The 24194-nt window shown below is 37.4% G+C and carries 29 protein-coding genes; 22 read left to right on the forward strand and 7 right to left on the reverse strand.

Annotation, left to right across the window (positions count from 1 at the left end; genetic code table 11):
- Positions 1–7 precede the first annotated feature (7 nt).
- On the forward strand, positions 8–1024 hold the full coding sequence (locus RUH95_RS10515) for a serine hydrolase domain-containing protein (RefSeq protein WP_313892822.1): 1017 nt from the start codon (positions 8–10) through the stop codon (positions 1022–1024).
- Positions 1025–1065: 41 nt separating this feature from the next.
- Here RUH95_RS10515 and RUH95_RS10520 read toward each other — a convergent pair whose 3' ends face one another.
- Complete coding sequence (locus RUH95_RS10520; protein WP_313892823.1) at positions 1066–1248, reverse strand: hypothetical protein; 183 nt, start codon at positions 1246–1248, stop codon at positions 1066–1068.
- A 107-nt stretch (positions 1249–1355) separates the two neighbouring features.
- Here RUH95_RS10520 and RUH95_RS10525 point away from each other — a divergent pair, with 107 nt between their 5' ends.
- Together RUH95_RS10525 and RUH95_RS10530 are read left to right on the forward strand one after the other, a co-directional pair.
- The gene (locus RUH95_RS10525) at positions 1356–1643 is read left to right on the forward strand and encodes a DUF6509 family protein (protein ID WP_313892824.1); all 288 of its coding nucleotides are present in this window, start codon (positions 1356–1358) and stop codon (positions 1641–1643) included.
- A gap of 182 nt (positions 1644–1825) precedes the next feature.
- A complete protein-coding gene (locus RUH95_RS10530; RefSeq protein ID WP_313892825.1) occupies positions 1826–3367 on the forward strand; it encodes a Mur ligase family protein in 1542 nt (513 codons plus the stop codon).
- 58 nt (positions 3368–3425) lie between these two features.
- On the opposite strand, the gene RUH95_RS10535 is transcribed toward RUH95_RS10530, so the two are convergent.
- The 4 genes from RUH95_RS10535 to rluF all read right to left on the reverse strand — a co-directional run bounded on the left by RUH95_RS10535 (position 3426) and on the right by rluF (position 5775).
- Positions 3426–3797 carry an ArsR/SmtB family transcription factor gene (locus RUH95_RS10535; protein WP_313892826.1) on the reverse strand — a complete coding sequence of 124 codons (372 nt, stop codon included), beginning with the start codon at positions 3795–3797 and terminating at the stop codon, positions 3426–3428.
- Positions 3798–4220, reverse strand: coding sequence for an SRPBCC family protein (locus RUH95_RS10540; RefSeq protein WP_313892827.1), 423 nt, complete (start codon positions 4218–4220; stop codon positions 3798–3800).
- 94 nt (positions 4221–4314) lie between these two features.
- Complete coding sequence (locus tag RUH95_RS10545) at positions 4315–5034, reverse strand: DUF6904 family protein (RefSeq protein ID WP_313892828.1); 720 nt, start codon at positions 5032–5034, stop codon at positions 4315–4317.
- A gap of 36 nt (positions 5035–5070) precedes the next feature.
- Entirely contained in the window at positions 5071–5775 is a 705-nt protein-coding gene (gene rluF, locus RUH95_RS10550; protein ID WP_313892829.1) for a 23S rRNA pseudouridine(2604) synthase RluF, read from the reverse strand.
- Positions 5776–5877: 102 nt separating this feature from the next.
- Between rluF and RUH95_RS10555 the strand changes: the two genes are divergently transcribed.
- From RUH95_RS10555 to RUH95_RS10645, 19 genes are all read left to right on the forward strand, one after another.
- Positions 5878–6837, forward strand: a complete 960-nt coding sequence (locus RUH95_RS10555; RefSeq protein WP_313892830.1) for a DUF4003 family protein — start codon at positions 5878–5880, stop codon at positions 6835–6837.
- A gap of 34 nt (positions 6838–6871) precedes the next feature.
- Entirely contained in the window at positions 6872–7348 is a 477-nt protein-coding gene (locus RUH95_RS10560; protein ID WP_313892831.1) for an acyl-CoA thioesterase, read from the forward strand.
- A gap of 18 nt (positions 7349–7366) precedes the next feature.
- Positions 7367–7741 (forward strand): hypothetical protein, encoded by a 375-nt coding sequence (locus tag RUH95_RS10565; protein ID WP_313892832.1) that lies wholly within the window; start codon positions 7367–7369, stop codon positions 7739–7741.
- A 133-nt stretch (positions 7742–7874) separates the two neighbouring features.
- Positions 7875–9332: a histidine kinase N-terminal domain-containing protein gene (locus RUH95_RS10570; protein WP_313892833.1), complete on the forward strand. Its 1458-nt coding sequence runs from the start codon at positions 7875–7877 to the stop codon at positions 9330–9332.
- Positions 9307–9876, forward strand: a complete 570-nt coding sequence (locus tag RUH95_RS10575; RefSeq protein ID WP_313892834.1) for an ANTAR domain-containing response regulator — start codon at positions 9307–9309, stop codon at positions 9874–9876. The genes RUH95_RS10570 and RUH95_RS10575 overlap by 26 nt, the downstream gene beginning before the upstream one ends.
- A gap of 146 nt (positions 9877–10022) precedes the next feature.
- Positions 10023–11279 (forward strand): ethanolamine utilization protein EutH, encoded by a 1257-nt coding sequence (gene eutH, locus RUH95_RS10580; RefSeq protein WP_313892835.1) that lies wholly within the window; start codon positions 10023–10025, stop codon positions 11277–11279.
- A gap of 27 nt (positions 11280–11306) precedes the next feature.
- Complete coding sequence (gene eutS, locus RUH95_RS10585; RefSeq protein WP_313892836.1) at positions 11307–11648, forward strand: ethanolamine utilization microcompartment protein EutS; 342 nt, start codon at positions 11307–11309, stop codon at positions 11646–11648.
- A 15-nt stretch (positions 11649–11663) separates the two neighbouring features.
- Positions 11664–12185 carry a EutP/PduV family microcompartment system protein gene (locus RUH95_RS10590; RefSeq protein WP_313892837.1) on the forward strand — a complete coding sequence of 174 codons (522 nt, stop codon included), beginning with the start codon at positions 11664–11666 and terminating at the stop codon, positions 12183–12185.
- Between the two features lie 172 nt (positions 12186–12357).
- Positions 12358–13776 (forward strand): ethanolamine ammonia-lyase reactivating factor EutA, encoded by a 1419-nt coding sequence (locus RUH95_RS10595; RefSeq protein ID WP_313892893.1) that lies wholly within the window; start codon positions 12358–12360, stop codon positions 13774–13776.
- Between the two features lie 16 nt (positions 13777–13792).
- A complete protein-coding gene (locus RUH95_RS10600) occupies positions 13793–15157 on the forward strand; it encodes an ethanolamine ammonia-lyase subunit EutB (protein WP_313892838.1) in 1365 nt (454 codons plus the stop codon).
- A 19-nt stretch (positions 15158–15176) separates the two neighbouring features.
- Positions 15177–16148: an ethanolamine ammonia-lyase subunit EutC gene (gene eutC, locus RUH95_RS10605; RefSeq protein WP_313892839.1), complete on the forward strand. Its 972-nt coding sequence runs from the start codon at positions 15177–15179 to the stop codon at positions 16146–16148.
- Positions 16149–16165: 17 nt separating this feature from the next.
- Complete coding sequence (gene eutL, locus RUH95_RS10610; RefSeq protein ID WP_313892840.1) at positions 16166–16813, forward strand: ethanolamine utilization microcompartment protein EutL; 648 nt, start codon at positions 16166–16168, stop codon at positions 16811–16813.
- Positions 16814–16829: 16 nt separating this feature from the next.
- Positions 16830–18344 carry an aldehyde dehydrogenase family protein gene (locus tag RUH95_RS10615; protein ID WP_313892841.1) on the forward strand — a complete coding sequence of 505 codons (1515 nt, stop codon included), beginning with the start codon at positions 16830–16832 and terminating at the stop codon, positions 18342–18344.
- Positions 18345–18366: 22 nt separating this feature from the next.
- The gene (locus tag RUH95_RS10620; protein WP_313892842.1) at positions 18367–18654 is read left to right on the forward strand and encodes a BMC domain-containing protein; all 288 of its coding nucleotides are present in this window, start codon (positions 18367–18369) and stop codon (positions 18652–18654) included.
- A gap of 30 nt (positions 18655–18684) precedes the next feature.
- Complete coding sequence (gene pduL / locus RUH95_RS10625; RefSeq protein ID WP_313892843.1) at positions 18685–19536, forward strand: phosphate propanoyltransferase; 852 nt, start codon at positions 18685–18687, stop codon at positions 19534–19536.
- A gap of 17 nt (positions 19537–19553) precedes the next feature.
- Positions 19554–19856 (forward strand): EutN/CcmL family microcompartment protein, encoded by a 303-nt coding sequence (locus tag RUH95_RS10630; protein WP_313892844.1) that lies wholly within the window; start codon positions 19554–19556, stop codon positions 19854–19856.
- A complete protein-coding gene (locus RUH95_RS10635) occupies positions 19831–20187 on the forward strand; it encodes a BMC domain-containing protein (RefSeq protein ID WP_313892845.1) in 357 nt (118 codons plus the stop codon). The genes RUH95_RS10630 and RUH95_RS10635 overlap by 26 nt, the downstream gene beginning before the upstream one ends.
- Before the next feature lie 24 nt (positions 20188–20211).
- Complete coding sequence (gene mdh / locus RUH95_RS10640) at positions 20212–21153, forward strand: malate dehydrogenase (protein ID WP_313892846.1); 942 nt, start codon at positions 20212–20214, stop codon at positions 21151–21153.
- An 82-nt stretch (positions 21154–21235) separates the two neighbouring features.
- Positions 21236–22042 (forward strand): hypothetical protein, encoded by an 807-nt coding sequence (locus RUH95_RS10645; protein WP_313892847.1) that lies wholly within the window; start codon positions 21236–21238, stop codon positions 22040–22042.
- A 25-nt stretch (positions 22043–22067) separates the two neighbouring features.
- On the opposite strand, the gene RUH95_RS10650 is transcribed toward RUH95_RS10645, so the two are convergent.
- Together RUH95_RS10650 and corA are read right to left on the reverse strand one after the other, a co-directional pair.
- Positions 22068–23162 (reverse strand): RtcB family protein, encoded by a 1095-nt coding sequence (locus RUH95_RS10650; protein ID WP_313892848.1) that lies wholly within the window; start codon positions 23160–23162, stop codon positions 22068–22070.
- Between the two features lie 33 nt (positions 23163–23195).
- Positions 23196–24152: a magnesium/cobalt transporter CorA gene (gene corA, locus RUH95_RS10655; RefSeq protein ID WP_313892849.1), complete on the reverse strand. Its 957-nt coding sequence runs from the start codon at positions 24150–24152 to the stop codon at positions 23196–23198.
- Positions 24153–24194: the final 42 nt, after the last annotated feature.

Here is a 24194-nt window from a genome sequence, read left to right on the forward strand (position 1 = left end):
AATAAAAATGATTACTAGTTCAAATGAAAAAATAGAACAGATTCAAAAAGAAATTTCATTTTCCGGATCAATTTTTGTGAAAAATAAAGGCTCTGTTCTTGCAGAATTAAGCTATGGATATGCTAATCGAGCAGATCAATTGGAAAACGAGGCAGGGACGCGCTTTGGTATTGCATCTGGTTGTAAAATTTTTACGGCGGTTGCTATTTGTCAGCTTGTAGAAGAAGGAAAAATTTCGTTTGACACAAAATTAATGGAGTGTCTAGATAATGTTTTTCCTTACTTCGATGAAGCAATTACGATACATCATTTATTAACTCATACTTCAGGTGTTCCAGATTATTTTGATGAAGAAGTGATGGATGACTTTGAGGAATTATGGATAGAAAAGCCTATGTATCATATGAGGAAACTGGCAGATTTTTTGCCGCTATTTCAAAAGGAACATATGAAGTTTATTCCTGGAGAACGTTTTCATTACAATAACGCTGGCTATATATTATTGGGTTTAATTGTAGAAAAAGTAAGTGGGCTTGTATTTACGGAGTATGTGGAAAAAAGAATTTTTGCAAAGGCGGGAATGACTGATTCGGGTTATTTTGCTTTTGATTCACTTCCTGGAAAGGTAGCAACTGGTTACATAGAAAAGGAAGACGGTTCATGGAGAACAAATGTGTATTCTTTACCTGTTCAAGGGGGATCTGATGGAGGAGCTTTCATAACTGCGAAGGATATGGTGAAATTTTGGGATGCTCTTTCAACTCATTTGCTTTTAAACAAATCCTTAACAAATGAATTACTCAAACCTCATGTTCAGGAAGATGGCGATGACTTTTACGGATATGGAGTATGGATTAAGAAAAAAGAGGATATTATTTTCAAGTACCATGTAATGGGATATGACCCTGGAGTAAGTTTTCATTCAGCCCATTATCCAGTTTCTAATCTTCAATTAGCGGTGTGTGCAAATGTTTCAAAGGGCGCATATTTGGTCATGAATGGAATAGAAGAACAATTTGCATAATCTAGACGGAATGACAAAAACCCTGCTATACTGGCAGGGTTTTAAGACTTTTTACGGGCTTTCAATTGTTTTCGAAGAAGTATAACCGCAAGAACTAGCATTGTAATACCAAGTACAAAAGAAAGAATGGAATAGAGAATATCATTCATTTTTTGTCCGAACACTAGAAACAATAGATAAATGGGAACGACAATGTAGATCATTTTTTCAGGGCTAAACTTCAACAGAATCTCTCCTTTAGATGTTATACTGTATTCATTATAACAATAAACTAGAATTCGGCTTATTTTTTACTAAAAGGTGGTACACTGAAGGAATGGAGGTGGACTTTGTGAATATTACATCCTATGAGGTTAGCAAGATAAATGATCCAACAGGAATTATTGTTGGAGATCGCTATGAGTTGTTATTAGGAATTGAAGTTCCAGAAGACGATGAGCTATATGAAGAAGGACAATCTTTAGACCTGCGCGTAATTTTAGCAGTTGGAGAAGTAGGCGAGCGTATTGTGCAATACCATTTCATGGCTAGAAGCACAGCGACTATTTTAGACTTTGCTTTAGAAGAGGAAGAAGAAGCAGAAATACTTGCATTTTGTAAAGAACATTATAAAAAGTAATACAAAACCGGGGAGCAAAAGCTTTCTCGGTTTTTCTATTTTTGAAGATGAATAAGTATCATACTTTATCCTCAAATTAAAAAGGAATTTCCAAATTGGATTGTTGTCCTTTCAGTTTCCTTCTAAATCGAATTAGGGTAAACTTAAATGAAGATATTTTACAATATAAGGTGGGCATTTTGATGGAACTGACAAAATTAATGGACCATATACAAATCATGGATGTCAAAAATCATGAACAACTAGAAATAACTGGACTCGCATATAATTCACGTAAAGTAGAAGCTGGACAAGTGTTTGTTTGTGTTCGAGGATTTAAGGCAGACGGACATCGTTTTGCTGGACAAGCAGTAGAAAATGGTGCAGTAGCACTTGTTGTGGAAGAATTTATAGAAGATCTAAACGTTCCGCAATATAAAGTAGAAAGCGGACGATTTGCACTTGCGGCATTAGCAGATGCATTTTATGCTCATCCGACAAGTAAACTAAAAACGATTGGCATTACAGCAACAAACGGAAAAACTTCTACTTCCTTTATGACAAATGCTATTTTAGAAAATCATGGCTTGAAGACAGGATTAATGGGTACAGTTGTTGTGAAAATTGGAGATTATGCTGAACCATCTGAGCTAACAACTCCAGAATCACTTGATTTACAACGTTTCTTTGCCCAAATGGTGGATGCAGAAGTAACGCATGCTACGATGGAAGTTTCGTCTTCAGCACTTGAGTTAAATCGAGTGGGCTGCGTTGATTTTGATATTGTCACGTTGAATAATATTAGTCGTGAGCATATTGATTTGCATAATTCTTTTGAAAATTATTTTGAACATAAATCAAGCTTGATTCGTCATGCTGGAGAAGATAAAGTAGCTATTTTAAATTTAGATGATGAATTTTCGGCTTCGTTGATTGATAAGACAAAAGCAACGGTTATTACAATTGGTGTAGAAAATCAAACAGCAGATGTTATTTGTAGAGATTTAGATTTATCCACAGGTCGCGCAAATTTCATCGTGGAGATTACACGCGATTTAGTGACAGAAGATATTGTCATCCCGAAACAACAGTTTAATATAGAACTTTCAACACCTGGTTTCCATTCTGTATATAACTCGATGGTGAGCATTGTCATTGGTTTATTATGTGAAGTGCCAGTGGAAACGATTCAAAAAAGCTTGTATGAATTTGTTGGAGTAGAACGTCGTTTTGAAATCATTTTCGAAGATGACTATAAAATTATTGATGATCACTTTGCTAATAGTGGGAATATAGATATAACGCTAGGCACATTAGAAAAAATGGATTTCAATCGAATTTCTCTTGTGTATGCGATTCGTGGAGATAGAGGAGTTACGGTAAATAAAGAAAACGCAGAGGCAATTGCAAGATGGGCACCAAGACTGGGTATTCATGAGGTGGTAGCAACACTTAGCCGTTCCCATGTTACACAAAAGGATGTTGTCTCGGATGCAGAGCTTGCCGTGTTTAAAGAAGTGATGGATCAAGCGGGCATTCATGTTCACTTGTACGAAGAGTTACCGGCAGCAATTGAGCATAGTTTAAAGGAAGTAGCTGAAGGAGATTTACTATTACTTGGTGGGTGCCAAGGAATGGACTTCGGTGCAAAAATTGCATTGGAACAATTGGAAGCAATTAGACCAGACATGGATAAAAAGAAATTATTCCAGCCGCTAGAAAAGCGTGTAGCTGGGAATTCATAAAAGTAAGAAAGACCGACATGTTTTGCTGTCGGTCTTTTTGTTTAAGCAAAAAAGCTACTTATTTTTTTCTATTACTTGTTTCAGTCTTAATGACTTGTAATTCATCACTTTCCACGTTTTCAACTACATGCTTAAGGATAGATAGTTTGTTATTCCAAAATTGATCGTAATAAGATAGCCATTGGCGTAATTCGGCGAAAGATTCTGGTTGGAGTCGATATCTTTTTTCTCTACCAACCTTTCGTCCATGGACCAGTTCTGCTTCTGAAAGTATGTGAAGATGTTTGGCAATAGCTGTACGACTCATTGGAAAGTAGGAGGTAATTTCCGAGATAGGCAATTCATTCTCCGCAAGTAGTCTTAGAACTTCTCTTCTAGTTGGGTCTGCGATTGCTTGAAATACATCATACTTTTGCGCTGAAGAGGACATTTACCCTTCAACAACCTTTCGAAGGCGCTCTTGTACCAGTCCTACCCAACCTTGAGCCATTGTTTCACGAATAACACTACTTTTTTGATTTGCTTTTGTAATAAGCGTATCTGGTTGTTTCCACCCGCCATGAATAAGCGTGAACTCCGTTTTGTCCCCGACCTCTTTTAAAATAAATGAAACAAACCATCCATCTATATCCCATGTAAAGGAAAGTTTATTTGGAGGACTTACTTCTGTTACTTTGCAAGGAGATGGACCAAAAGGTGATTGGATATGGAATTCATACCCTTCTTCTAGCTGGAAGTCATTTGGCATGAGCCATAAAGCAATACCATCTGAAGTAGACACGGTATCCCATACTTTTTGAATCGGGGCATTTAGAACAATGACTTGTGTAATATCTTGTAGTGTATTTTCCATTAAACTTCCTTCTTTCTAAAATCAAAATAGAACCAAATGGTTTCGTATTTTGAATTATACGAAACCATTTGGTTCTATGTCAAGGTGATTGTTTTTACCATTCAATGTCTTCTGGATATTCTACATTCAACCTTAAATCATGAATAGAGCTTTTTGTTTTATTTGCCTCAGCAATTACTTGTTGTTTAATAGATTGATATTCTTGATTTTCCTCTACAATATTTTTGGCAACAGTAGAGAAAGCTTTCGTGCGTTGTTCCTTCATCATTCCGATATAGGATAAGTTCAACATATCAATATATTGAATCGCATATTCATCGACCGTTGCAGTAGGCTCGAAAATAGTAGCAAGAAGGGCCTTATGCTCTTCACCCGACATATTTTCTTTTAATCCTTCTGCAATAATTCCTTGAAATTTTCGTATAGTTACAATATGTATATCAAAATCAGTTGCATGTTTATCTTTTTTATATAATTTAATAAAGTCATTGATCGCAAATAACGCATAGATTAGTTCAGGCCATAAGATTTCTACTGAATAATAGGCATTTTTATCAGGGGCAATAAAATCATGTTGCTTCATCCATTCTTTATGAAGCCCATTGAAAACAAACTCAATATTTCGATCACCTTGGTACGCATGGCGCAAATCATAGGTAATACCTAATAAACGCATACGCGAGCCCTGTAAATTAAAATAGCGATTTTCATCTCCAGTAATATGATAAAGTGCTGTACAAAGTTCATCCAAGTCCCAATAATCTCCACTAATTGACGCACCAGTTAAGTTTTCTGTATTTTTCAATGCTAACATTCAATTCGCCTCCTCTTTTATAAAAAAGCAATGTAGTTATCTTTTTGGTGAATAATTTAGTGTCGTAAACAATTCATTTTTCTCTATTTCGGTTAAATCTCTCCACTCTCCTGTTTTGAGACCATCCATTGTAATATTCATAATTCGGATCCGTTGAAGACTCCTCACAGTAAATCCAAGTGCGGAGCACATTCTTCTAATTTGTCTGTTTAATCCTTGCATTAAAATAATATTAAACGTATTTGTTCCAATTTTCTTTACTTTGCAAGGGAGTGTTTTTGTGTCGAGTATGTTTACGCCAGCTGCCATTTTTTCTAAAAACGAATCCGTTATTTTTTCATTCACGGTAACAATGTATTCTTTTTCATGTTTATTTTCTGCGCGGAGAATTTCATTGACCACATCACCGTCATTTGTCAGCAAAATGAGTCCGTCTGAGTCTTTATCTAAACGACCGATATGGAAAATACGAAGTGGGTGATTAACAAAATCAACAATATTGCCTTTTATATGTCTTTCCGTTGTGCTCGTAATACCAACTGGTTTGTTTAAAGCAATATACACTAAAGGCTGCTCGACAACGATTTGTTTTCCGTCTACTCTCACGTCATCTCCAGCTTCTACCTGGCTCCCGAGTTCTGCCTTTTGGCCATTAATGATTACTCTGCCATCCGTAATCCATTTGTCAGCGCCACGTCTGGAAACAATTCCGGCTTCACTTAAAAATTTATTAATTCGCATAATTGACACCTACTTTTCTGAATATAGTTAAAATAAGTATAACAAATAGTGAAACCATTATAGTGCAAATTTCGTAAAAAAGAAAAGGAGTGAGAATGCATAATGGTAAATCAGAAAATAGAAGAAACATTTAATAAGCTCAAAAAAGTTTTAGGTTGGTCTGTTGATAAGCGTGTAACCTTATCTCTGGCTGGTTATTACGTAACATTAGAAAAAGAATTTGAAGAGGCACGTTTCGATGAAATAGCTTCCTATCTTAAAAAGAGTGTAGGGATATTTTCCCCACTGCGTTCCCATCTAAATCCATTGTTTGTTGCAACACTCGACACACAAGGATTAGATTCGAAACTTGCAGTGGATTTATTGCTAGAAAAAGCAGAGGCATTAAAGGCAGCTTCCTTTAAAATGAATAGTTACACTTATTTAGCCGCATTATTAATGTCAGACGAGAAAGATAGTTGGTCATATGAAATCGACCGAACGAAGCAATTAATGGAAGATATGAAAAAGCATCATCGTTTTTTAACGTCTGCGGATGACTACCCATATGCTATGTTTTTAGGGAAAATGGCTGGAGATACAGCAGTTCGTGCAGAAACGATGAATAAATATTACATGGACTTAAAGAAGCAGAAGTTTTACGGTGGCAATGAATTGCAATGGATGTCACAAGTGCTGACCTATTCTAGTCCAAACTATGAGGAAGATCTGGTACAAAGAGCGATAATTATTCGAGACGGGTTAAAAAGTGTAAAAATAAAAACATCCATGGCCCAGTATCCAGTCATTGGATTCATGGCAGCGCTTGAACTAAATCAAGAACAGTTAAATACAATTGTTGCATCCTATGAATCGATTGCCGGCATGAAGTTATTTTCATGGTATAAGGAATCCGCCTTGCCAATCGCATTTGGTTTAGAGCTAAGATCATCTAAAGATGCATATTCCGCTGCCGCAATTTCGATGGCAACATCTCTTGAAATGCTATTACAAGCTCAGCAAGCGATGATGATTTCTACGATTGCGGCAACAAGTGTAGCAACATCATCTAATTCTAATTAGCCTTCGTGTTATACTATAAATAACGGGGGTGCTAATGGTGAATACAAATCCAATGAGCCAATCAAGAACAATTCAATCACATTTAATATTGCCACCAGATACGAACCATCACAAAACAATCTTTGGTGGAAAAGTACTAGCCTATATTGATGAAATTGCTGCAATTACGGCGATGAAACACGCAAAAGGAGCCGTTGTAACAGCTTCTATTGACTCCGTTGATTTTCTTTCTCCAGCAAAAGTCGGAGATGTTATTGAACTAGATGCTATTGTTTCTTCAACAGGTCGTTCTTCAATGGAAGTTTATGTTCGAGTAACATCTATGAATTTACTCACTGGTGAAGAGAAGTTAACGACAGAATCTTATGTCACAATGGTTGCAGTCGATGAAAATGGAAGGCCGGTATTGGTAGCTGGAATTCATCCAGAAACAGAAGAAGAAACTCGTTTGTTTGAAACAGGTCCTGCTAGACGTGAACATCGTAGACTGCGTATGGAGATGAAACATTAAAAGGTAGGAAGTGACCTTGTGCTAAAACAAATCGAAGAAAATTATAAATATATAATGATCATGTTGCTTGTTTTATATTTAATAAACTTTGCTTATCTCGGTGAAATCACAATTACGATAACTGTTATTGGTATAGCAATTATTACAGAGCTAGCGAAGCAGCGTAAAAATATAAAAAAACTCACATTCAGCCAACTTGCTATTATAGGAATCGTTTTATTAACAAGTATTGCGGCGGCCATTTATATGCTTGTTTTATTTCGAATTTTTCTCGAGCCATTCAATATACCAGCAAAAATTGAGTCGATTATACTCATGGGCTTTATCCTATTTTGCTTATATGTAATAGGCTATTTTTTGAAAAAAATATTTGTACGAGCAATAGGGAAATAATAAAAAAACCTTCAGTAGCGATAGATAGCTTCTGAAGGATTTTTTTATTGGTAAAATTACCGAATTGACCTATACAATAGTTGCTAGTATAATCTATTCAGATAATTCAATGAAAAGAAACGAGACGAATTAATTGAGTAAAAATACGTTGAAGCAGTTATGTGAACTCTATACAAATCTAACTGCGGAGGATATGGTGATTTTAAATAACATAGCCTTCACTTTGCAATTACAAGCAGATTTGAACAATGCTTATATGTTTATCGACTGTAAAATGAAGGACAGTGAGCATGCAATTGTTGTTGCAGAGGCTTTTCCAAGATCAGAGGAAGCGGTTTACGAAAACTCTGTCATCGGGAAAATTGTTTTTGAATCATTTGAACCAGGTGTTTTTTACAGCTATCGAACAGCAAAAAAATCACATACTGGTTATGCTGTTACGCAAGAAGGAAAATCAGTTGAACAGAGCGTCATCCCGATAAAAAATAGTGTACATCAAGTCATCGGTGTACTTATTTCCGAAAAGGAAGTATTCCAACAAGTACCTTATAGGACAGATCAACAAAATGTTTCGTTTGGTCAAGAAGAACTTAGTAAAATACTTGGGAACAATCCAAGTGAAATGCCACTTGTTTCGGATTTGTTAATGGAAATTTTTTTATTATCAGATAATGAAAATAAGTTAATTTATGCGAATCCTGTTGGTGTTAGTTTTATAACAGAGATAAGTCAGCAAGATGAGATTCGCAATAAAAATATAATCGGTTTATTACCTTTTTTGCAGGCAGTCTATGATTTTAAAGAAGATGTTTTTATATTTGATTTGACGGTAGAACGAAAAAACCTAATCGTAAAAAAAATTAGGATGAAAGAAAAAGATCATTTAAAAGGGACACTTATTATTATTCAAGATGTCACGGAACTACGCACGAAAGAAAAAGAGTTGATGATGAAATCTGTTGTTATTCAAGAAATTCATCACCGAGTTAAAAATAATCTTCAAACAGTTGCTAGTCTTCTAAGACTTCAGATGAGAAAAGGGTTTCCGGAAGAAAGTAAGGTCTATTTTGAAGATACACTGAATAGAATATACAGTATTTCTTCTGTGTACGAGCTAATTCTCGCCAATTCAAATGCAGATGATGAGGACGTAAATATCGTCGAATTAACGAAAAAAATATCATCAACAATGGTGTTAAATGAAATAAATAAAAAAGTTAGCTTGATTATTCAGTCAAATGGAAATAGAATATTAACAACATCCCGGAAAGCGGTTTCAATTGCGCTTATTATAAATGAGCTTGTACAAAATTCGCTTAAACATGCATTTCCAGAGGATGCACAAGGCCAAATAGAGGTAGACTTTTTTTCAGACAAGGATTTCTTAGAGCTTCATATTTTCGACAACGGAGTCGGGATGGAAAAGCCAAAATTATCACTTGGGCTTGAAATCGTCCAAAATCTAGTGATAAATGATTTAAATGGGGAATTTAGATATTTACCTACAGAGCAAGGAACGCATGCGGTTATAACGTTTCCCATCAGTTCGGAGGTCGTTATCTATTATGAAAAAGAAAATATTGATAGCTGAGGATGAATCCATTATTCGTATGGATATAAAACTGATGCTACAAGATCATGGCTATGAAGTAGTAGGTGAGGCAGGAGACGGCGATAGAGCGATAGAGCTAGCATTTTTACATAAACCAGATCTTATCTTAATGGATATTAAGATGCCAAAGATAAATGGGTTACAAGCTAGTAAAATAATTGCGAGTCAGCTAGATTTGCCGATTCTTCTTATTACTGCATATAGTCAAAAAGAATTTGTCGAAAAAGCTCAACAAGATAATATTGTTGGATATTTGGTTAAACCAATATCGGGAGCAAATCTAATTCCTGCAGTGGAAATTGCCTTACATCAATCTGCTAAAGCAAATCGTCTAAAGCAAGAAATTCAAAATGCACACCAAGAGATTGAGAAAAGAAAAGTGATTGAGCGCGCAAAAGGGATTTTAATGCAAGAAGAAGCATTAACAGAACAAGAGGCTTTCAAAAAGTTGAGAGAAACAAGTATGTCTAGGCAGATGACAATGGAGTCACTTGCTCAGGAAATCATCTTACAATACAAGTAAATAAAAAAGCAAAGGCGCTTAAGGAATATATTCTTTAAGTGTCTTTTTGTATTTCTTTAGGGGGGTGTTAGCTATTCAAATAGCGGGGAATGAAAACTCAAGGAGATAGTTCACATATCAATCTTATAACTTAGGGGGAAATTATTATGGCAATGATAGGTACAGTAGTTGTGTACATAATTATGATTTGTGCAGTGATGGGTGCGTTTGCAGCTATTAAAGATCCAGACAATGGTCTTGGAAAAGAGTTTATGTCTGGTCTTCATGCAGTAGGTCATATTTTCGTACCAGCAGCAGGTATTATGGCTTCTATTCCATATTTAACATGGTTTATCGATAAATTTGTAGGACCAATTTTTCATACGATTGGAGCAGATCCTGCAATTGCGGCAACGGCAATTTTAGCATCGGACATGGGGGGCTATCAATTAGCAAATGCATTGAAAGAGTCCTATGAAGGATGGATTATGGCACTTATTGTAGGATATATGGCTGGAGCAACAATTGTATTCTCGATTCCAATGGGACTAGCAATGCTTGATAAAAGGGATCATAAATATATGGCACTTGGAATTATGTCAGGTGTATTAACAATTCCAATTGGTGCATTCATTGCATCTGTTTTAGTGTTATTATTTGATACAAGGGTACGCGATGTTATTAGTACAACATCAGAATCAACGTATGAGTTTGTCATTAGTTATGGACAAATATTCATAAACTTAACACCGTTGCTCATTTTTGTTCTTTTGATCGCCGGTGGACTGAAATTTTTCCCTGGAATTATGATTAAAGGGTTCATGATTTTTGGACGAGTAATGGATGCAGCTATTAAACTAGTGCTAGTATTCTCGATTGTGGAAGTTTTCACAGGCTTGTTTACTACTATTTTTGGAGCATGGGGCTTCGATCCAATTATGGCAGACGAAGCAGATCAATTCCGAGCGCTTGAAACGGCGGGATATATCGGAATTATGTTAGCAGGAGCATTCCCAATGGTTTATTTATTACGTAAATATGCTTCGACACCGTTAGAGGCAGCTGGACGCAAAATTGGTCTTACATCTGTAGGTAGCGCTGGTATTTTAGCTACGGTTGCAAATATTTTAGCGATGTTCTCACTAATTCGATATATGAGACCAAAAGATAAAGTAATCAATATTGCATTTGGTGTATGTGCGGCTTTCTTATTGGGAGATCATTTATCGTTCACAGCAAACTTCCAACCGAATATTATTTTACCGGTTATATTAGGGAAGTTAACGGCAGGTATTTGTGCAATTTTAATTGCGTATTGGCTATCGGTTCCAACAGCGTTGAAGCTGGAAGCACAGGATCGAGCTGCTGGAATTATTAGAAAAGATGAGTATTTAGAAGATGGAGAAGTACCTGTTAAAGCGTAGTTTTCGCCATAGAAAAGGAGTGGTTCGATGAGCGAAGAGAAAAAAAGGTTTATACAAGAGTTCGTTCCAGGGAAACAAATTACATTAAGTCATTTAATCGCAAATCCAGATCCAGATATGTTTGTGAAGCTTGGTATTCAAGAAGCTGGAGCATTGGGAATTATGACATGTACGCCAAGTGAAACGGTTATTATAGCTGGGGATTTGGCAACAAAAGCAGCAAATGTAAGAATCGGTTTCTTAGATCGCTTTACTGGAAGTCTTGTTATTGTTGGCAGTGTTTCAGAGGTGGACATGGCGATGCAAGAGATTAATCGTTTTTTGTTTGAAAGATTAGGCTATACGCCAGCGGAAATAACGAAGTCATAGGGATGTGCATATACCATGAAAAATAGAGCAATGTTAATCGGTTCAATAGGAGCAGGGAAGTCCACGCTTACAAATGCTTTGCTAGGTAAGGCAGTACCTGCTGTTAAAACGCAATCGTTGATCTATTATGACTGGATTGTCGACACTCCGGGTGAATACACGGAGAATCCGTTTTTTTATAAAAACATTATGGCTACGGCATTAGAAGTAACACATGTCTTTTATTTGCAAGATGCAACAAATGGAAAAATGATTTTTCCACCGGGATTTAGTACAGCTTTTACAAAGCTACCGATTGGGGTTATTACGAAAAGTGATCATCCAGATGCGAATTTAGAACGATCGATTAATATGATTCGTTCGGTCATTTCATATGGCCCCATTGTTATTACTTCGGCTACTAATGGAACGGGTATTGAACATCTAAAAAAACTAGTGGAAATAAGTGATATGGAATCGATGAAAAGTTATGTAGTGGATGCACAAGATGAATGTTTATTGTTCACTGATCAGCTTTACAGTTCTCGAAATCTTTGATATATTAACACTTATCAAGCAAAAGTGAATGAAACGGCAAAGGCGCCTTTACTCCACGTAGATTTTTCTACGTGGTATGTAAAGGCGCTTTTTTAACTTCATTTAGTAAAAGAATTTGATTAATAAAAAGTGGGGTGTGAATGTGTTCAATTCTGATAGTAAAAAGGAAACAATGATTAGTGCTGGAATTGATATAGGCACAAGCACAACGAAACTAATTATTAGTCGATTTTCATTAATGAATGTTGCTGGAACGACACATGTTCCAAGAATTGAAATTGTTGATAAAGAAATTATATATAAAAGTCCGATATTTCGGACACCGTTGCAAGATGCTACAACGATTCATGTGGAAGAAGTAGAAAAGATTATTCGAGCGGAGTATGTGAAAGCTGGTATTGAAGCGAAAGAAATCGAAACTGGTGCAGTTATTATTACTGGTGAAACCGCAACGAAGCATAACGCAAAAGAGATGCTTCACTATTTATCGAACGAAGTGGGAGATTTTTTAGTAGCTACAGCTGGCCCTGATTTAGAGGGAATTATTGCTGCAAAAGGCTCAGGTGCTTTTGATTATTCTGCACGAACTGGGAAAGTTATTGCCAATATTGATATTGGTGGAGGGACTGCGAATATTGCAGTATACAAAGATAAAGAATTGCTTGGTACTTGTACGATGCATATAGGTGGAAGATTAATAGAGTTTCAAAACGGGAAGATCAAATCTATTTCTCCTCCTGTGAAAAGCTTGTTAGAAGAACAAGGTATTTCATTGCAAGTAGGAGATTTAACGAATGCAGCCGGAATTAGATTTGTGACACAATTCATGTCGGAATCGCTCGGGCGAATTTTGAGAAATGAAGTGCAAGAAAAAGATCGAGTATTGCTGCTAGGACATTCACCGAACTGGAAAGAGAATGTAGAAACAATTACATTTTCAGGGGGAATTTCTGAATGTATATACAATCATGAGCTAAATGCATATCAACCAGCAGAATATGATGACATTGGTCAAAGTCTAGCCGTTGATCTGCAACAAGCTGAAGTATTGCAGCAATTTGAATGGGTTGAGCCAATTGAAACGGTGCGTGCAACAGTGTTAGGAGCCGGGACGCAAACAACCGAAATAAGTGGGGCTACAATCCAAATTGCATCGAAAGAGTTGCCTATAAAAAATGTACCTGTGTACAATTTTAACTTTCGATCCAACTTTTTAGAAGGATTAGCAGATTTTGATGCAGCAATTAAAAGCGCGATTGATATGTATGATGCAACACGAGAAGGTCAGAATTTCGCATTGTATATTTCCGAACTGCCGTATATGGGCTTCCGAGATATTCAAAAATTAGCGGAAGCAATTATTCGAGTAATGGATAAGCGGCCCGATCCAGCACTACCAATCGTACTTGTTTTACAAACCGATCACGCTAAAGTCATTGGGCAAACATTGCTTGCAATGCAAGTAAAACAAAGCATTATTTGCATCGACCAAGTTAGCGTAGATCACGGAGATTATATGGATATTGGTAAAGTACTAGACTCTGGTGTAGTACCGGTAGTAGTGAAAACATTAACATTTCACTCGTCGTAAAGGAGGGCTTTCAAAAGTGAACTTACAATCAACTTTAGGTGGAATAAATTATAAATTCCAAGATTTAAAAGATGTTATGGCGAAAGCGAATGAAGAAAAGTCAGGAGATCGCCTTGCAGGAGTTGCAGCCGAAACGGTACAAGAAAGAATCGCAGCAAAATCTGTACTAAGTGAAATACTTTTAAGCGATATTCGTAATAACCCATTAATACCAATCGAGCAAGATGAGGTTTCCCAAATTATTGAGGCTGACTTAAACGAGAAGGTTTATGGAGAAATAAAAAACTGGAGCGTCGCCGAGTTAAGAGAATATATTTTAAGCAATGAAGTTGGAGATAGAGAACTAAAACGTATTAGTAAAGGGTTAAGCTCAGAAATGATAGCGGCTACTGCTAAAATCATGTCTAACCTCGATTTAGTTCATGCAGCCAATAAAATTGAAATTCTCTCAACTTGTAATATTACAATCGGTCAAAAAGGTACTATCTCGTCTCGACTTCAGCCGAACCATCCGACAGATAATGTAGACGGTATGATTGCCTCATTGAAGGACGGCTTGTCTTATGGAATAGGAGATGCAGTTATTGGGATAAACCCAGTAGATGATTCTGTTGAAAGTGTGAAGCGATTACTTCATGCGACAAAAGATTTTATTCAGGAATGGCAAATCCCAACTCAAAACTGTGTTTTAGCTCATGTTACAACGCAAATGAAAGCAATTGAACAAGGTGCTCCAGCGGATATGATTTTCCAAAGTATTGCTGGAACAGAAGTAGCTAATCGCTCTTTTGGAATATCAGCAGAGTTAATAGCGGAAGCTCGCCATCTTGCATTAAAACAAGGAACTGGCACTGGACCTCAAGTAATGTATTTTGAGACAGGACAAGGATCAGAACTTTCTGCAGAAGCACATTTTGGTATCGATCAAATGACACTTGAAGCGCGTAATTATGGCTTTGCGAGACATTTCGATCCATTTATTGTGAATACTGTTGTAGGATTTATCGGACCAGAGTATTTATACGATAACAAGCAAGTAATTCGTGCAGGTTTGGAAGATCACTTCATGGGTAAAATGCATGGAATTCCAATGGGTGTAGATATTTGTTATACGAATCATATAAAAGCGGATCAGAATGATATTGAGGATTTAGGGGTTTTATTGTCAGCGGCAGGTGTAAACTTTATTATCGCAACTCCGATGGGAGACGATTGTATGTTGAACTACCAGTCGATGAGTTATCATGATGTTGCTACACTTCTTAATACATTTGGTAAAACGCCAGCACCAGAGTATTTGAAATGGTTAGAGAAAATGGGGATATATGAAAATGGTCGTCTTAGTGCTTATGCTGGGGACCCAAGTCTATTCACACGCTAGGAGAAGGAGATGACATTTTGTGAATGAACAACTGATTAAACAAATTACAAAGATGGTCGTTGAAAAGCTCCAAACGAGTAGTGTGAATACTGTTTCTCACGATCAAAATCAGGAGCAGCAACAGGTGAAGTTGCATCAAAATAATGATGTTGGAAAAATGGTAGTAGAAAATCCTTCATCTTCTGTGGCGGGAGAAGTGACGTTTTATCCGTCAACTAAACTTGTGAAAAAGCATGAGTATGCAAAAACATCATCTGCAAAAGAAGTGGATTCTGACGAGAAAAAAGAAGCGTATCTATCGGAGTTACGTAAAAAAACACCTTCTCGAATTGCAGTAGGTAGAGCAGGATCAAGACCTAGAACAAATACATGGCTGCAGTTTCGATTTGATCATGCAGCAGCAGTGGATGCCGTTTACGGAGAAGTTCCACCAGAGATATTAGAGCGTTTAAATTTCTTCCAAGTAAACACGAAAGTGTTAGATAAAGAAGAGTATATTAGAAGGCCGGATTTAGGAAGAAGGCTTTCGGATGAATCGAAGAAAACAGTTTTAGATAAATGCAAGCGTTCTCCAAAGGTGCAAATTGTTGCATCAAATGGACTTAGCGCAAAAGCATTGGAAGCAAATTTAGAAGATGTATATTTAAGTTTGGAGCAATCACTAAAAAACTTAAATATTGATATGGGTACTACTTTTTACGTTGATAAAGGTCGCGTTGCGTTAATGGATGAAATCGGAGAGCTTCTACAACCAGATATCGTCATTATTTTAATCGGAGAACGACCAGGGCTAGTTTCGGCGGAGTCATTAAGTGCTTATATTTGTTACAAGCCGAGAATAGGTACGATTGAAGCTGATCGGATGGTTGTTTCTAATATTCATAAAGGTGGAATCCCTGCTGTTGAAGCTGGAGCTTATTTAGGTACACTCATTCAAAAAATCTTGAAGTACGAAGCAAGTGGTGTGTCGTTAGTAAAGAAAGAGGGATAGGAGGTATCTGAACGGATATGAAAAAAATATATGCAGATATTTTATCTATGCAAGTAATTTCTAATGTGGATGCAGGTCTCGCTGAAAAGTTGAACTTACAACCTCACCAAAGAAGCTTAGGGCTATTCACTACAACGATTGATGATGTTGGATACACAGCTGCTGATGAAGCAACTAAGAAGTCAGACGTCGAAGTTGTTTATGCAAAAAGCTTTTATGCTGGTGCAGCACATGCATCAGGACCTCTATCGGGAGAATTTATCGGAATCATTTCAGGACCTTCTCCAGAAGAAGTGAAAAGTGGATTAGACTCCATTCGCATTACCATTGAGAACGATGTTTATTTTGAAGCAATAAACGACGATGAAAATCATGCGCTTTATGCGAAGACGATTTCTAGCTGTGGTAGCTATTTATCAGAAGTTGCAGGTATACAACAAGGGCAGTCGTTAGCGTATTTAATCGCTCCACCACTAGAGGCAATTGTTGGTTTAGACGCAGCATTAAAAGCAGCAGATGTAACAGTATGTGAATTCTTTGGTCCTCCTTCCGAGACAAACTTTGGCGGTGGTTTACTAACAGGAAGTCAGTCCTCCTGTCAAGCAGCTACAGATGCATTTAGGGAAGCCATTTGTAATATGTCGAAGCGACCATTAGATTACTAGGAAAGGAGTGAATGCAATGGTTACTGTAGTAGATAAGGATTTATTAGCTCTGCAGGAAATGCGTACAGCAGTTCAGGCGGCAAAATCTGCTCAACAAGTGTATATGAACTTTACACAAGAACAAGTAGATCAAGTAGTGAAGGCCGTGGCCGATGCAGCTTTTGCGGAGTCAGCAAGGCTAGGGAAAATGGCTGCCGAAGAGACAGGTATGGGAGTAGCAGAGCATAAAAAGATAAAAAATGAAGTCGGTTCAAGAGATGTATATGAAAGTATTAAAGATTTAAAAACAGTTGGTATTGTTGGAGAAGATAAAGTTAATAAAGTAGTGGAAATTGCAGCACCATTTGGTGTAATTGCAGGCATCATTCCAACAACGAATCCAACATCCACTGCATTTTTTAAAACACTTATTGCATTGAAGACGAGAAATGCAATCGTTGTAAGCCCACACCCATATGCGGTGAAATGTACGCAGGAAGCATTGAGAGTATGTGAAGAAGCGGCGGTAGCAGCAGGTGCTCCTAAAGGATTGGTCCAATGTTTAACAATGGCCTCAATGGAAGCAACACAGCAGTTAATGAAGCATCCAAATATCAATCTCATACTTGCAACTGGTGGCGGAGCATTAGTAAAAGCTGCATATAGCTCAGGGAAACCTGCATACGGTGTTGGTCCAGGAAATGTTCCAGTATATATCGAGCGCACAGCGAAAATTGATAAAGCGGTAGAAAATATCGTCAATAGTAAATCGTTTGATTATGGGACAATTTGTGCGACAGAACAAGCAATGGTTGTAGATCGAAATGTTGCAGAATTAGTTACTCGTGCATTGAAGAAAAATGGAGCTTATATTTTGTCCGATGAAGAAAAACTTATAATGGAAAAAGTAATTTCTCCAATTCCCGGCAAAGTAAATCCTAAAATAGTAGGGAAAAGCCCACAAGCAATTGCTCAACTTGCAGGTATTTCATTGCCAGCTGGAATTCGCATTATTGTTGGGATGGAAACGAAAGTTGGAAAAGATGTTCCGTTTTCACTTGAAAAGCTATCTCCTGTATTTGCAATGTATATAGCAGCTGATTTAGCTCATGCGAAAGAGTTGTGCATGTCACTTCTAAATCTTGGAGGAATGGGACATAGTCTTTCTATCCATACAGAAACAGATGCAATTGCACGTGAATTTGCAGTAGAAATGCCGGTATCTCGAATATTGGTTAATACGATGTCTTCTGTAGGTGCTGTAGGTGGTACTACTGGTTTAATGCCATCTATGACGTTAGGATGTGGGACGTTTGGTGGCAATATTACATCAGACAATGTGTCAGCTAAGCATTTATTGAACATTAAAAGAATGGCTTATGGTATTAAAGAAGTGAATCTTCCAAAGCTTGGAGAAGTAACTCCACAAGAAGAGGATGTAACAGATCAAGTAGTAGCAAGTGTATTGCATTCATTGGGTTCAAATGACTCTGTCGATCCAAATGTAGTGAAAGACTTAGTCAGTGAAATAGTAAAACAACTATCAAAATAACAACTATTAGGAGGAAAAGAATATGTCTAGAGAAGGTACAGCATTAGGAATGGTAGAAACAAAAGGGTTAATCGGGTCAATTGAAGCAGCAGATGCAATGGTAAAGGCTGCAAGTGTAAATTTAGTTGGTAAAGTTCACGTTGGTGGAGGAATTGTAACAGTATTAGTTCGTGGAGATGTAGGTGCTGTTAAAGCGGCAACAGATGCAGGAGCAGCAGCAGCTCAACGTGTTGGAGAATTATTATCTGTTCACGTAATTCCAAGACCACATAATGAGCTTGAAATGATTTTACCTAAGTCAGAAAACTAATAACTGTGAAATACGAAAGGCGGTTCTAAGATGAATCAGCAATTGATTGAACAAATTGTAGGGGAAGTACTAGAACAACTTCAAAAAGTTGAACAAGTACTCTCAAATGATTCAATACCAATCGCTGTTTCTGCCCGTCATGTCCATTTGTCTCAACAGCATGTGGAGGCACTTTTTGGTAAAGGGTATGAGTTAACAAAAAAGGCAGACTTGTCCCAGCCCAATCAATTCGCAGCCAATGAAACAGTAGTAATAGCAGGACCAAAAGGAAGTATTGAACGAGTTCGAGTACTTGGTCCTGCTCGTTCATTGACGCAAGCAGAAGTGAGCTGGACAGACGCGATGAAGTTAGGAGTAAAGCCTCCACTTCGTGAATCAGGAGATATTGAAGGATCAGGCGCTTTTACGATGATTGGACCAAAAGGAAGTCTCTTTTTAGAGGAAGGGTTAATCGTTGCGCAAGCTCATATTCATATGACTACTATGGACGCTAAACAATTGAACGTTCAAAGTGGTGAATATGTTACGGTTGAAGTAGATGGACCTAGACCAGTTGCCTATCGAAATGTAAAGATTCGTGTTTCCGATAAATATCGTTTGGAAATGCATATCGATACAGACGAGGCGAATGCAGGGCTTATTTCAAAAGGAGCAATTGGTCGCCTAATAAAGGCTGGAGAAAATTATACACAGTCGCAAATAGAGGCACCTAGTCTTAAAGTAGAAAAAACTGCTTCGTATTTTCAAAAAAAGTTACTTTCTAAAGATGATGTAAGAGAAATAGAAACAAAAGAAATCATTCTTGAAAAAGGAACAATTATAACCGCATTAGCAAAAGATACTGCCCGCGAATTAGGAATATCCATTTCGTTTAGAAAATAGAAATAGGTGATGACAGCATGCAAATAGGAAAAGTGATCGGAAACGTTTGGGCTACTCGTAAAGAGGAAGGGCTACAAGGGTTAAAGTTACTCATTGTTCAGCCAGTCGACGTACACGGGAAACCGGTGAAAACTCAGTTTGTTGCTGCTGATCGAATAGGTGCTGGTATTGGGGATGATGTCCTCGTTACAAGTGGAGGCTCATCACGTTATATTATGCTCGACAATCCAATTCCAATTGATGCAGTAATCATTGGAATAATTGATTCAACTGAAGTAGAAAGAGGTGAAATCGATGAGTCAAGCAATAGGGATGATTGAAACAAAAGGGTTAATTGGATCAATCGAAGCAGCGGATGCCATGATTAAATCGGCGCATGTGACGCTTATTAAGCAAGAAATGGTCGATGGAGGTATTGTAACTGTTGTCGTTCAAGGAGATGTAGGTGCCGTTCAAGCAGCGGTAGATGCAGGTCGTGAGGCGGCGAAACGTGTTGGAGAGCTTTTAGGAGCACATGTTATTCCACGTCCAGATCAATCTGTGTACGATATGATTAAACCTTTAGATTACAATAAATTCGAAGAAAGTAAGCAACCTACTAAGTCAACACGTGCAAAAGCTGTGAAAGCGGACGAACAAGCAGAATCGTGAAGATAATGGAAAGGGTGAGAGCACTTGGCTTTTCGTAGAAATAAGATTGCGGTTATCGGTGCTGGTTACACTGGTGCCACAGTTGCCTTAATGGCAGCGCAAAAAGAACTAGGAGATATTATACTTGTGGATGTACCGGAGCAGGAAAACCCTGCAAAAGGGAAAGCACTAGATATTCTAGAAACAGGTCCTGTTCAACGTTTTAACTCGAAAATTACTGGAACTTCTAACTATGAGCATATAAGAGATGCAGATATGGTCATCATTACTGCGGGCATTGCTAGAAAACCGGGTATGAGTAGAGATGATCTTGTAAATACGAATGCGAAAATTATGCGAGCTGTTTCTGAACAGATCAAAAAGTATGCTCCAGAAAGCTATGTTTTAATTTTAAGTAATCCCGTGGATGCAATGACTTACGTTTGCTACAAGACTACAGGATTCCCTAAAAATAGAGTAATTGGCCAATCTGGTGTGTTAGATACGGCTCGTTTTAATACGTTTGTTGCAGAAGAATTAAATATTTCAGTAGAAGATATTTCTGGTTTTGTATTGGGTGGACATGGGGATGATATGGTTCCTCTTATCCGTTATTCATATGCAGGAGGAATTCCACTGGAGAAAATTATGTCGAAAGACCGTTTAGATGCTATTGTTGAGCGTACAAGAAAAGGCGGAGGAGAAATCGTCTCGCTACTTGGAAATGGTAGTGCATACTATGCACCAGCAGCTTCACTTGTAGAAATGGCGGAGTCTATTATTCGAGATAAGAAAAGAATATTGCCTTCGATTGCTTATTTAGAAGGTGAGTATGGTTATAATGATTTGTACCTTGGAGTGCCTACTGTTATTGGTGGAAACGGAATCGAAAGTATTATCGAACTTCCGCTAACTGATGAAGAAAAACAAGCGCTCGATAAATCAGTAGAATCTGTTCAATCCGTTCTTAAAATTTGTAATTTGTAAAAAGCATTCCACATGCGTTGGAATGCTTTTTTCATGGAACATTTTTGGTGTTCACCCGTATTCATAGAAGGAGGTGTGGGTGATGAAGCATATCTATGAAAGAACCGCAAAATATTCGAAGTTAGGGTCACTAATTCTATTTACCTTGTACATAGTTGTGATACTTATTTTTAGAGATGTCATGTGGAAGGACTTCGAGACACATATTAGTGTGGGTATTACGCTACTTTTTTTATATAGTATTTCTTTTTTCTTTCAAAACGCTGCGGAGAAACTACCAGTAGAGCAACAAGTGAATGTTCATATGTATTCGATTGATTTTCCCGTTAGTGAGCTTAACTTTCAGCGAGATGTCTCGCTAATACCTCGAAGTTACTTAGTTTCAAATAAAGGAGAACGACTTTACAAGATTACACCGACAGCCGATCATCCACTTATGCAAAGGTTATCTGCATTTGTTATTTTGAGGATGGGATTGTTCTTTCCAATTACATATGAATTGAAAACAATGGATGGGGAACTTGTAAGTCAATTTTCGATTAAAAATAAAATAAAGTTCATGCAGTTGAAAGTTTATGATCATACAAAAACACAGAAATCTACTGTTGTCTTGCCAATTTTTTCGGTGAAGAATAGAGCAGTAGTTTTCGATGCAAATGGAGAAAAGATACATCAAATGGAAGCGAAGAATATGTCTGGTGATATCGACGTCGATAATTTTGATGGGAAACGACTCGCAACGTACCGCTTTGGAATATTCCCATACGCTACTCATCCAGCTTTTGAAGCACAAGCGATGAATATTCATGTATCACTTGCACATGACTTATTACATACAGAGAAACTTACTCTCACTGCATTGTTTTACTACTGGACTGCAAATAACTAAGGAGCTGACATAGTCAGCTCCTTAGTTAGTGTGCTTTAAAATTATAGATAGGTTTAATCACTTCTAGTACATCTACGGTTTCTCCAATATGTGCGACGATGTCTTGCATATTTTTATAAGCAAATGGTGACTCATCTACCGTACTTGCAACTACTGAAGTACTCCAAACATCCTTCATAGATGCTTCAAAGTCTGCTAGTGCTACAACTTTTCTAGCTTGTGAGCGGCTCATAGTTCGGCCTGCACCGTGTGGACCTGAATAGTTCCAGTCAGGATTACCTTTTCCTCGGCAAATTAACGAGCCATCTCGCATATTCATCGGGATAATAACGATTTCGCCATCTTGTGCAGAAATTGCCCCTTTTCGTAAAATCATATGCTCTAAATCGATGTAATTATGGGTTGTGTCGAACTCAGATTCAATCGTCCAGTCCATTCCTCTACAGATTACTTCTGCCATTGTTTTACGATTTAGTGCAGCGTATTTTTGTGCAATGGAAAGGTCAAATAAATAGTCTTTCATATTGTTACCCTCTACATATGCAAGATCTTTGGAAATCGTATCTCCGAGTATTCGATGGGCTACTTGCTGATAATGTTCTGCAATTTGTTTCCCTAAGTTACGACTACCTGAATGGATAACTAAGTAAATGCTACCGTCATTTCCTTCGTTTAGCTCGATGAAATGATTTCCCCCACCTAGTGTGCCTAGGCTTAGCCTAGCTCGTTCCTCGTTAATGGGAGCAACAACTTCTGCAAAAGGAATTTCAATCGTATTTCGATGCTCTTTATGGCGAATGCGTGTTGCGCTTGGTACATTTTTCTTAATTGTTTTGTCTAATTTTTCAAAGTTTATTTCTTCTTTACTAACGGAAAGCTTTGCACATATCATGCCGCAGCCTAGATCAACTCCAACGAAGTTCGGCACAATCTTATCTGTAATCGTCATTGTCGTTCCAACTGTACAGCCTTTCCCGGCATGTAAATCGGGCATCATTCGTATTTTTGTGTTTTGTAAAAATGGAAGATTACAAAGCTCTTCTACTTGTCTCTTTGCCGTATCTTCAATTGTATCTGTGAAAACAATAGCCTTATTGTACGTTCCTTTTAACTCAATCATTGCTTCCCTCCGTTTGGTAATCGTCGTTCTACCTTAAAATAAATTAAACCAGCCTTTAAATTTAAACCAAGCAAACATAGAAATTGCTATTAACACCATTGCTCCTAAAACGATGAAATATCCGTAATGCCATTCTAGTTCAGGCATATTGACGAAATTCATCCCGTATACACCCGCGAGAAAAGTTAAAGGAATGAAAATAGATGATATAATCGTTAAAATCATCATAATTCGGTTCATTTGGCGAGAGTTTATGGACATATGGCTGTCCCGAATATCTGCGGTGAGTTCTCGATTAGACTCAACCATATCAGCTAATTTTAGCAAATGGTCATAAATATCGCCGAAATAGGCATGTTCAGTTTTCTGCAGATTAATCCGTTCTGAGTTAATGATTCTATAAAGCAGATCCCGCATTGGTAATATCGTTCGGCGTAAACGAAGCAAATCACTACGGAGATCAAATACTTGATCCATCGATAGGTGACGCATATCCACGGAAAGCTTATCCTCTACTTCATTCAAATAATCTTCAATTTTATAGACAATGGGAAAATAAGCATCCACAACTTTATCCACAATATGATATGTTGCGTGCATCGAACCACGTTCCCAACCTTTTGGATTATTAATAATACGTTCACGTGCTTGTTCTAATTCATGCATATGCGGGAAATGAAAAGTTACGACAAAATCTTTTCCAACAAATAAATTGAGTTCTTCTGCTTCAAGCGTTTCTTCGTTGAATGTATGTAATACAAAAAATACATGCCCATCATAATGGTCTGCTTTTGGCCGTTGAAGACGTAGTAAACAATCCTCAATGGCAAGTGGATGAAAATGAAAAAAAGAGCTTAGAAGACCCTCCTCTTCTTTTGTAGGCTGCCCAATGTCTACCCAATACCATTCAAATGTTTTTTGTTTTATATCTTCTAATGGAAAATCGCTTACTATTTCTTTGTTTGTTGTTATTCCAAGTGTTCGAATCATAATAAAACCTCAATTCTACGAAAGTATCTTTTCTTATTATCT

Source organism: Psychrobacillus sp. (genome assembly GCF_032154225.1).
GTDB lineage: Bacteria > Bacillota > Bacilli > Bacillales_A > Planococcaceae > Psychrobacillus.

Bases quoted from the DNA above. Each gene is read 5' to 3' on its own strand.
- RUH95_RS10560 (WP_313892831.1), top strand. From the start codon at position 6,872: ATGGTGAATACAAATCCAATGAGCCAATCAAGAACAATTCAATCACAT.
- RUH95_RS10630 (WP_313892844.1), top strand. From the start codon at position 19,554: ATGCAAATAGGAAAAGTGATCGGAAACGTTTGGGCTACTCGTAAAGAG.
- RUH95_RS10515 (WP_313892822.1), top strand. From the start codon at position 8: ATGATTACTAGTTCAAATGAAAAAATAGAACAGATTCAAAAAGAAATT.
- eutL (WP_313892840.1), top strand. From the start codon at position 16,166: ATGAAAAAAATATATGCAGATATTTTATCTATGCAAGTAATTTCTAAT.
- RUH95_RS10540 (WP_313892827.1), bottom strand. From the start codon at position 4,220: ATGGAAAATACACTACAAGATATTACACAAGTCATTGTTCTAAATGCC.
- RUH95_RS10530 (WP_313892825.1), top strand. From the start codon at position 1,826: ATGGAACTGACAAAATTAATGGACCATATACAAATCATGGATGTCAAA.
- eutS (WP_313892836.1), top strand. From the start codon at position 11,307: ATGAGCGAAGAGAAAAAAAGGTTTATACAAGAGTTCGTTCCAGGGAAA.
- RUH95_RS10620 (WP_313892842.1), top strand. From the start codon at position 18,367: ATGTCTAGAGAAGGTACAGCATTAGGAATGGTAGAAACAAAAGGGTTA.
- RUH95_RS10650 (WP_313892848.1), bottom strand. From the start codon at position 23,162: ATGATTGAGTTAAAAGGAACGTACAATAAGGCTATTGTTTTCACAGAT.
- RUH95_RS10615 (WP_313892841.1), top strand. From the start codon at position 16,830: ATGGTTACTGTAGTAGATAAGGATTTATTAGCTCTGCAGGAAATGCGT.
- eutH (WP_313892835.1), top strand. From the start codon at position 10,023: ATGGCAATGATAGGTACAGTAGTTGTGTACATAATTATGATTTGTGCA.
- RUH95_RS10635 (WP_313892845.1), top strand. From the start codon at position 19,831: ATGAGTCAAGCAATAGGGATGATTGAAACAAAAGGGTTAATTGGATCA.
- RUH95_RS10645 (WP_313892847.1), top strand. From the start codon at position 21,236: ATGAAGCATATCTATGAAAGAACCGCAAAATATTCGAAGTTAGGGTCA.
- corA (WP_313892849.1), bottom strand. From the start codon at position 24,152: ATGATTCGAACACTTGGAATAACAACAAACAAAGAAATAGTAAGCGAT.
- RUH95_RS10535 (WP_313892826.1), bottom strand. From the start codon at position 3,797: ATGTCCTCTTCAGCGCAAAAGTATGATGTATTTCAAGCAATCGCAGAC.
- RUH95_RS10555 (WP_313892830.1), top strand. From the start codon at position 5,878: ATGGTAAATCAGAAAATAGAAGAAACATTTAATAAGCTCAAAAAAGTT.
- RUH95_RS10595 (WP_313892893.1), top strand. From the start codon at position 12,358: ATGATTAGTGCTGGAATTGATATAGGCACAAGCACAACGAAACTAATT.
- rluF (WP_313892829.1), bottom strand. From the start codon at position 5,775: ATGCGAATTAATAAATTTTTAAGTGAAGCCGGAATTGTTTCCAGACGT.
- RUH95_RS10590 (WP_313892837.1), top strand. From the start codon at position 11,664: ATGAAAAATAGAGCAATGTTAATCGGTTCAATAGGAGCAGGGAAGTCC.
- RUH95_RS10545 (WP_313892828.1), bottom strand. From the start codon at position 5,034: ATGTTAGCATTGAAAAATACAGAAAACTTAACTGGTGCGTCAATTAGT.
- RUH95_RS10575 (WP_313892834.1), top strand. From the start codon at position 9,307: ATGAAAAAGAAAATATTGATAGCTGAGGATGAATCCATTATTCGTATG.
- pduL (WP_313892843.1), top strand. From the start codon at position 18,685: ATGAATCAGCAATTGATTGAACAAATTGTAGGGGAAGTACTAGAACAA.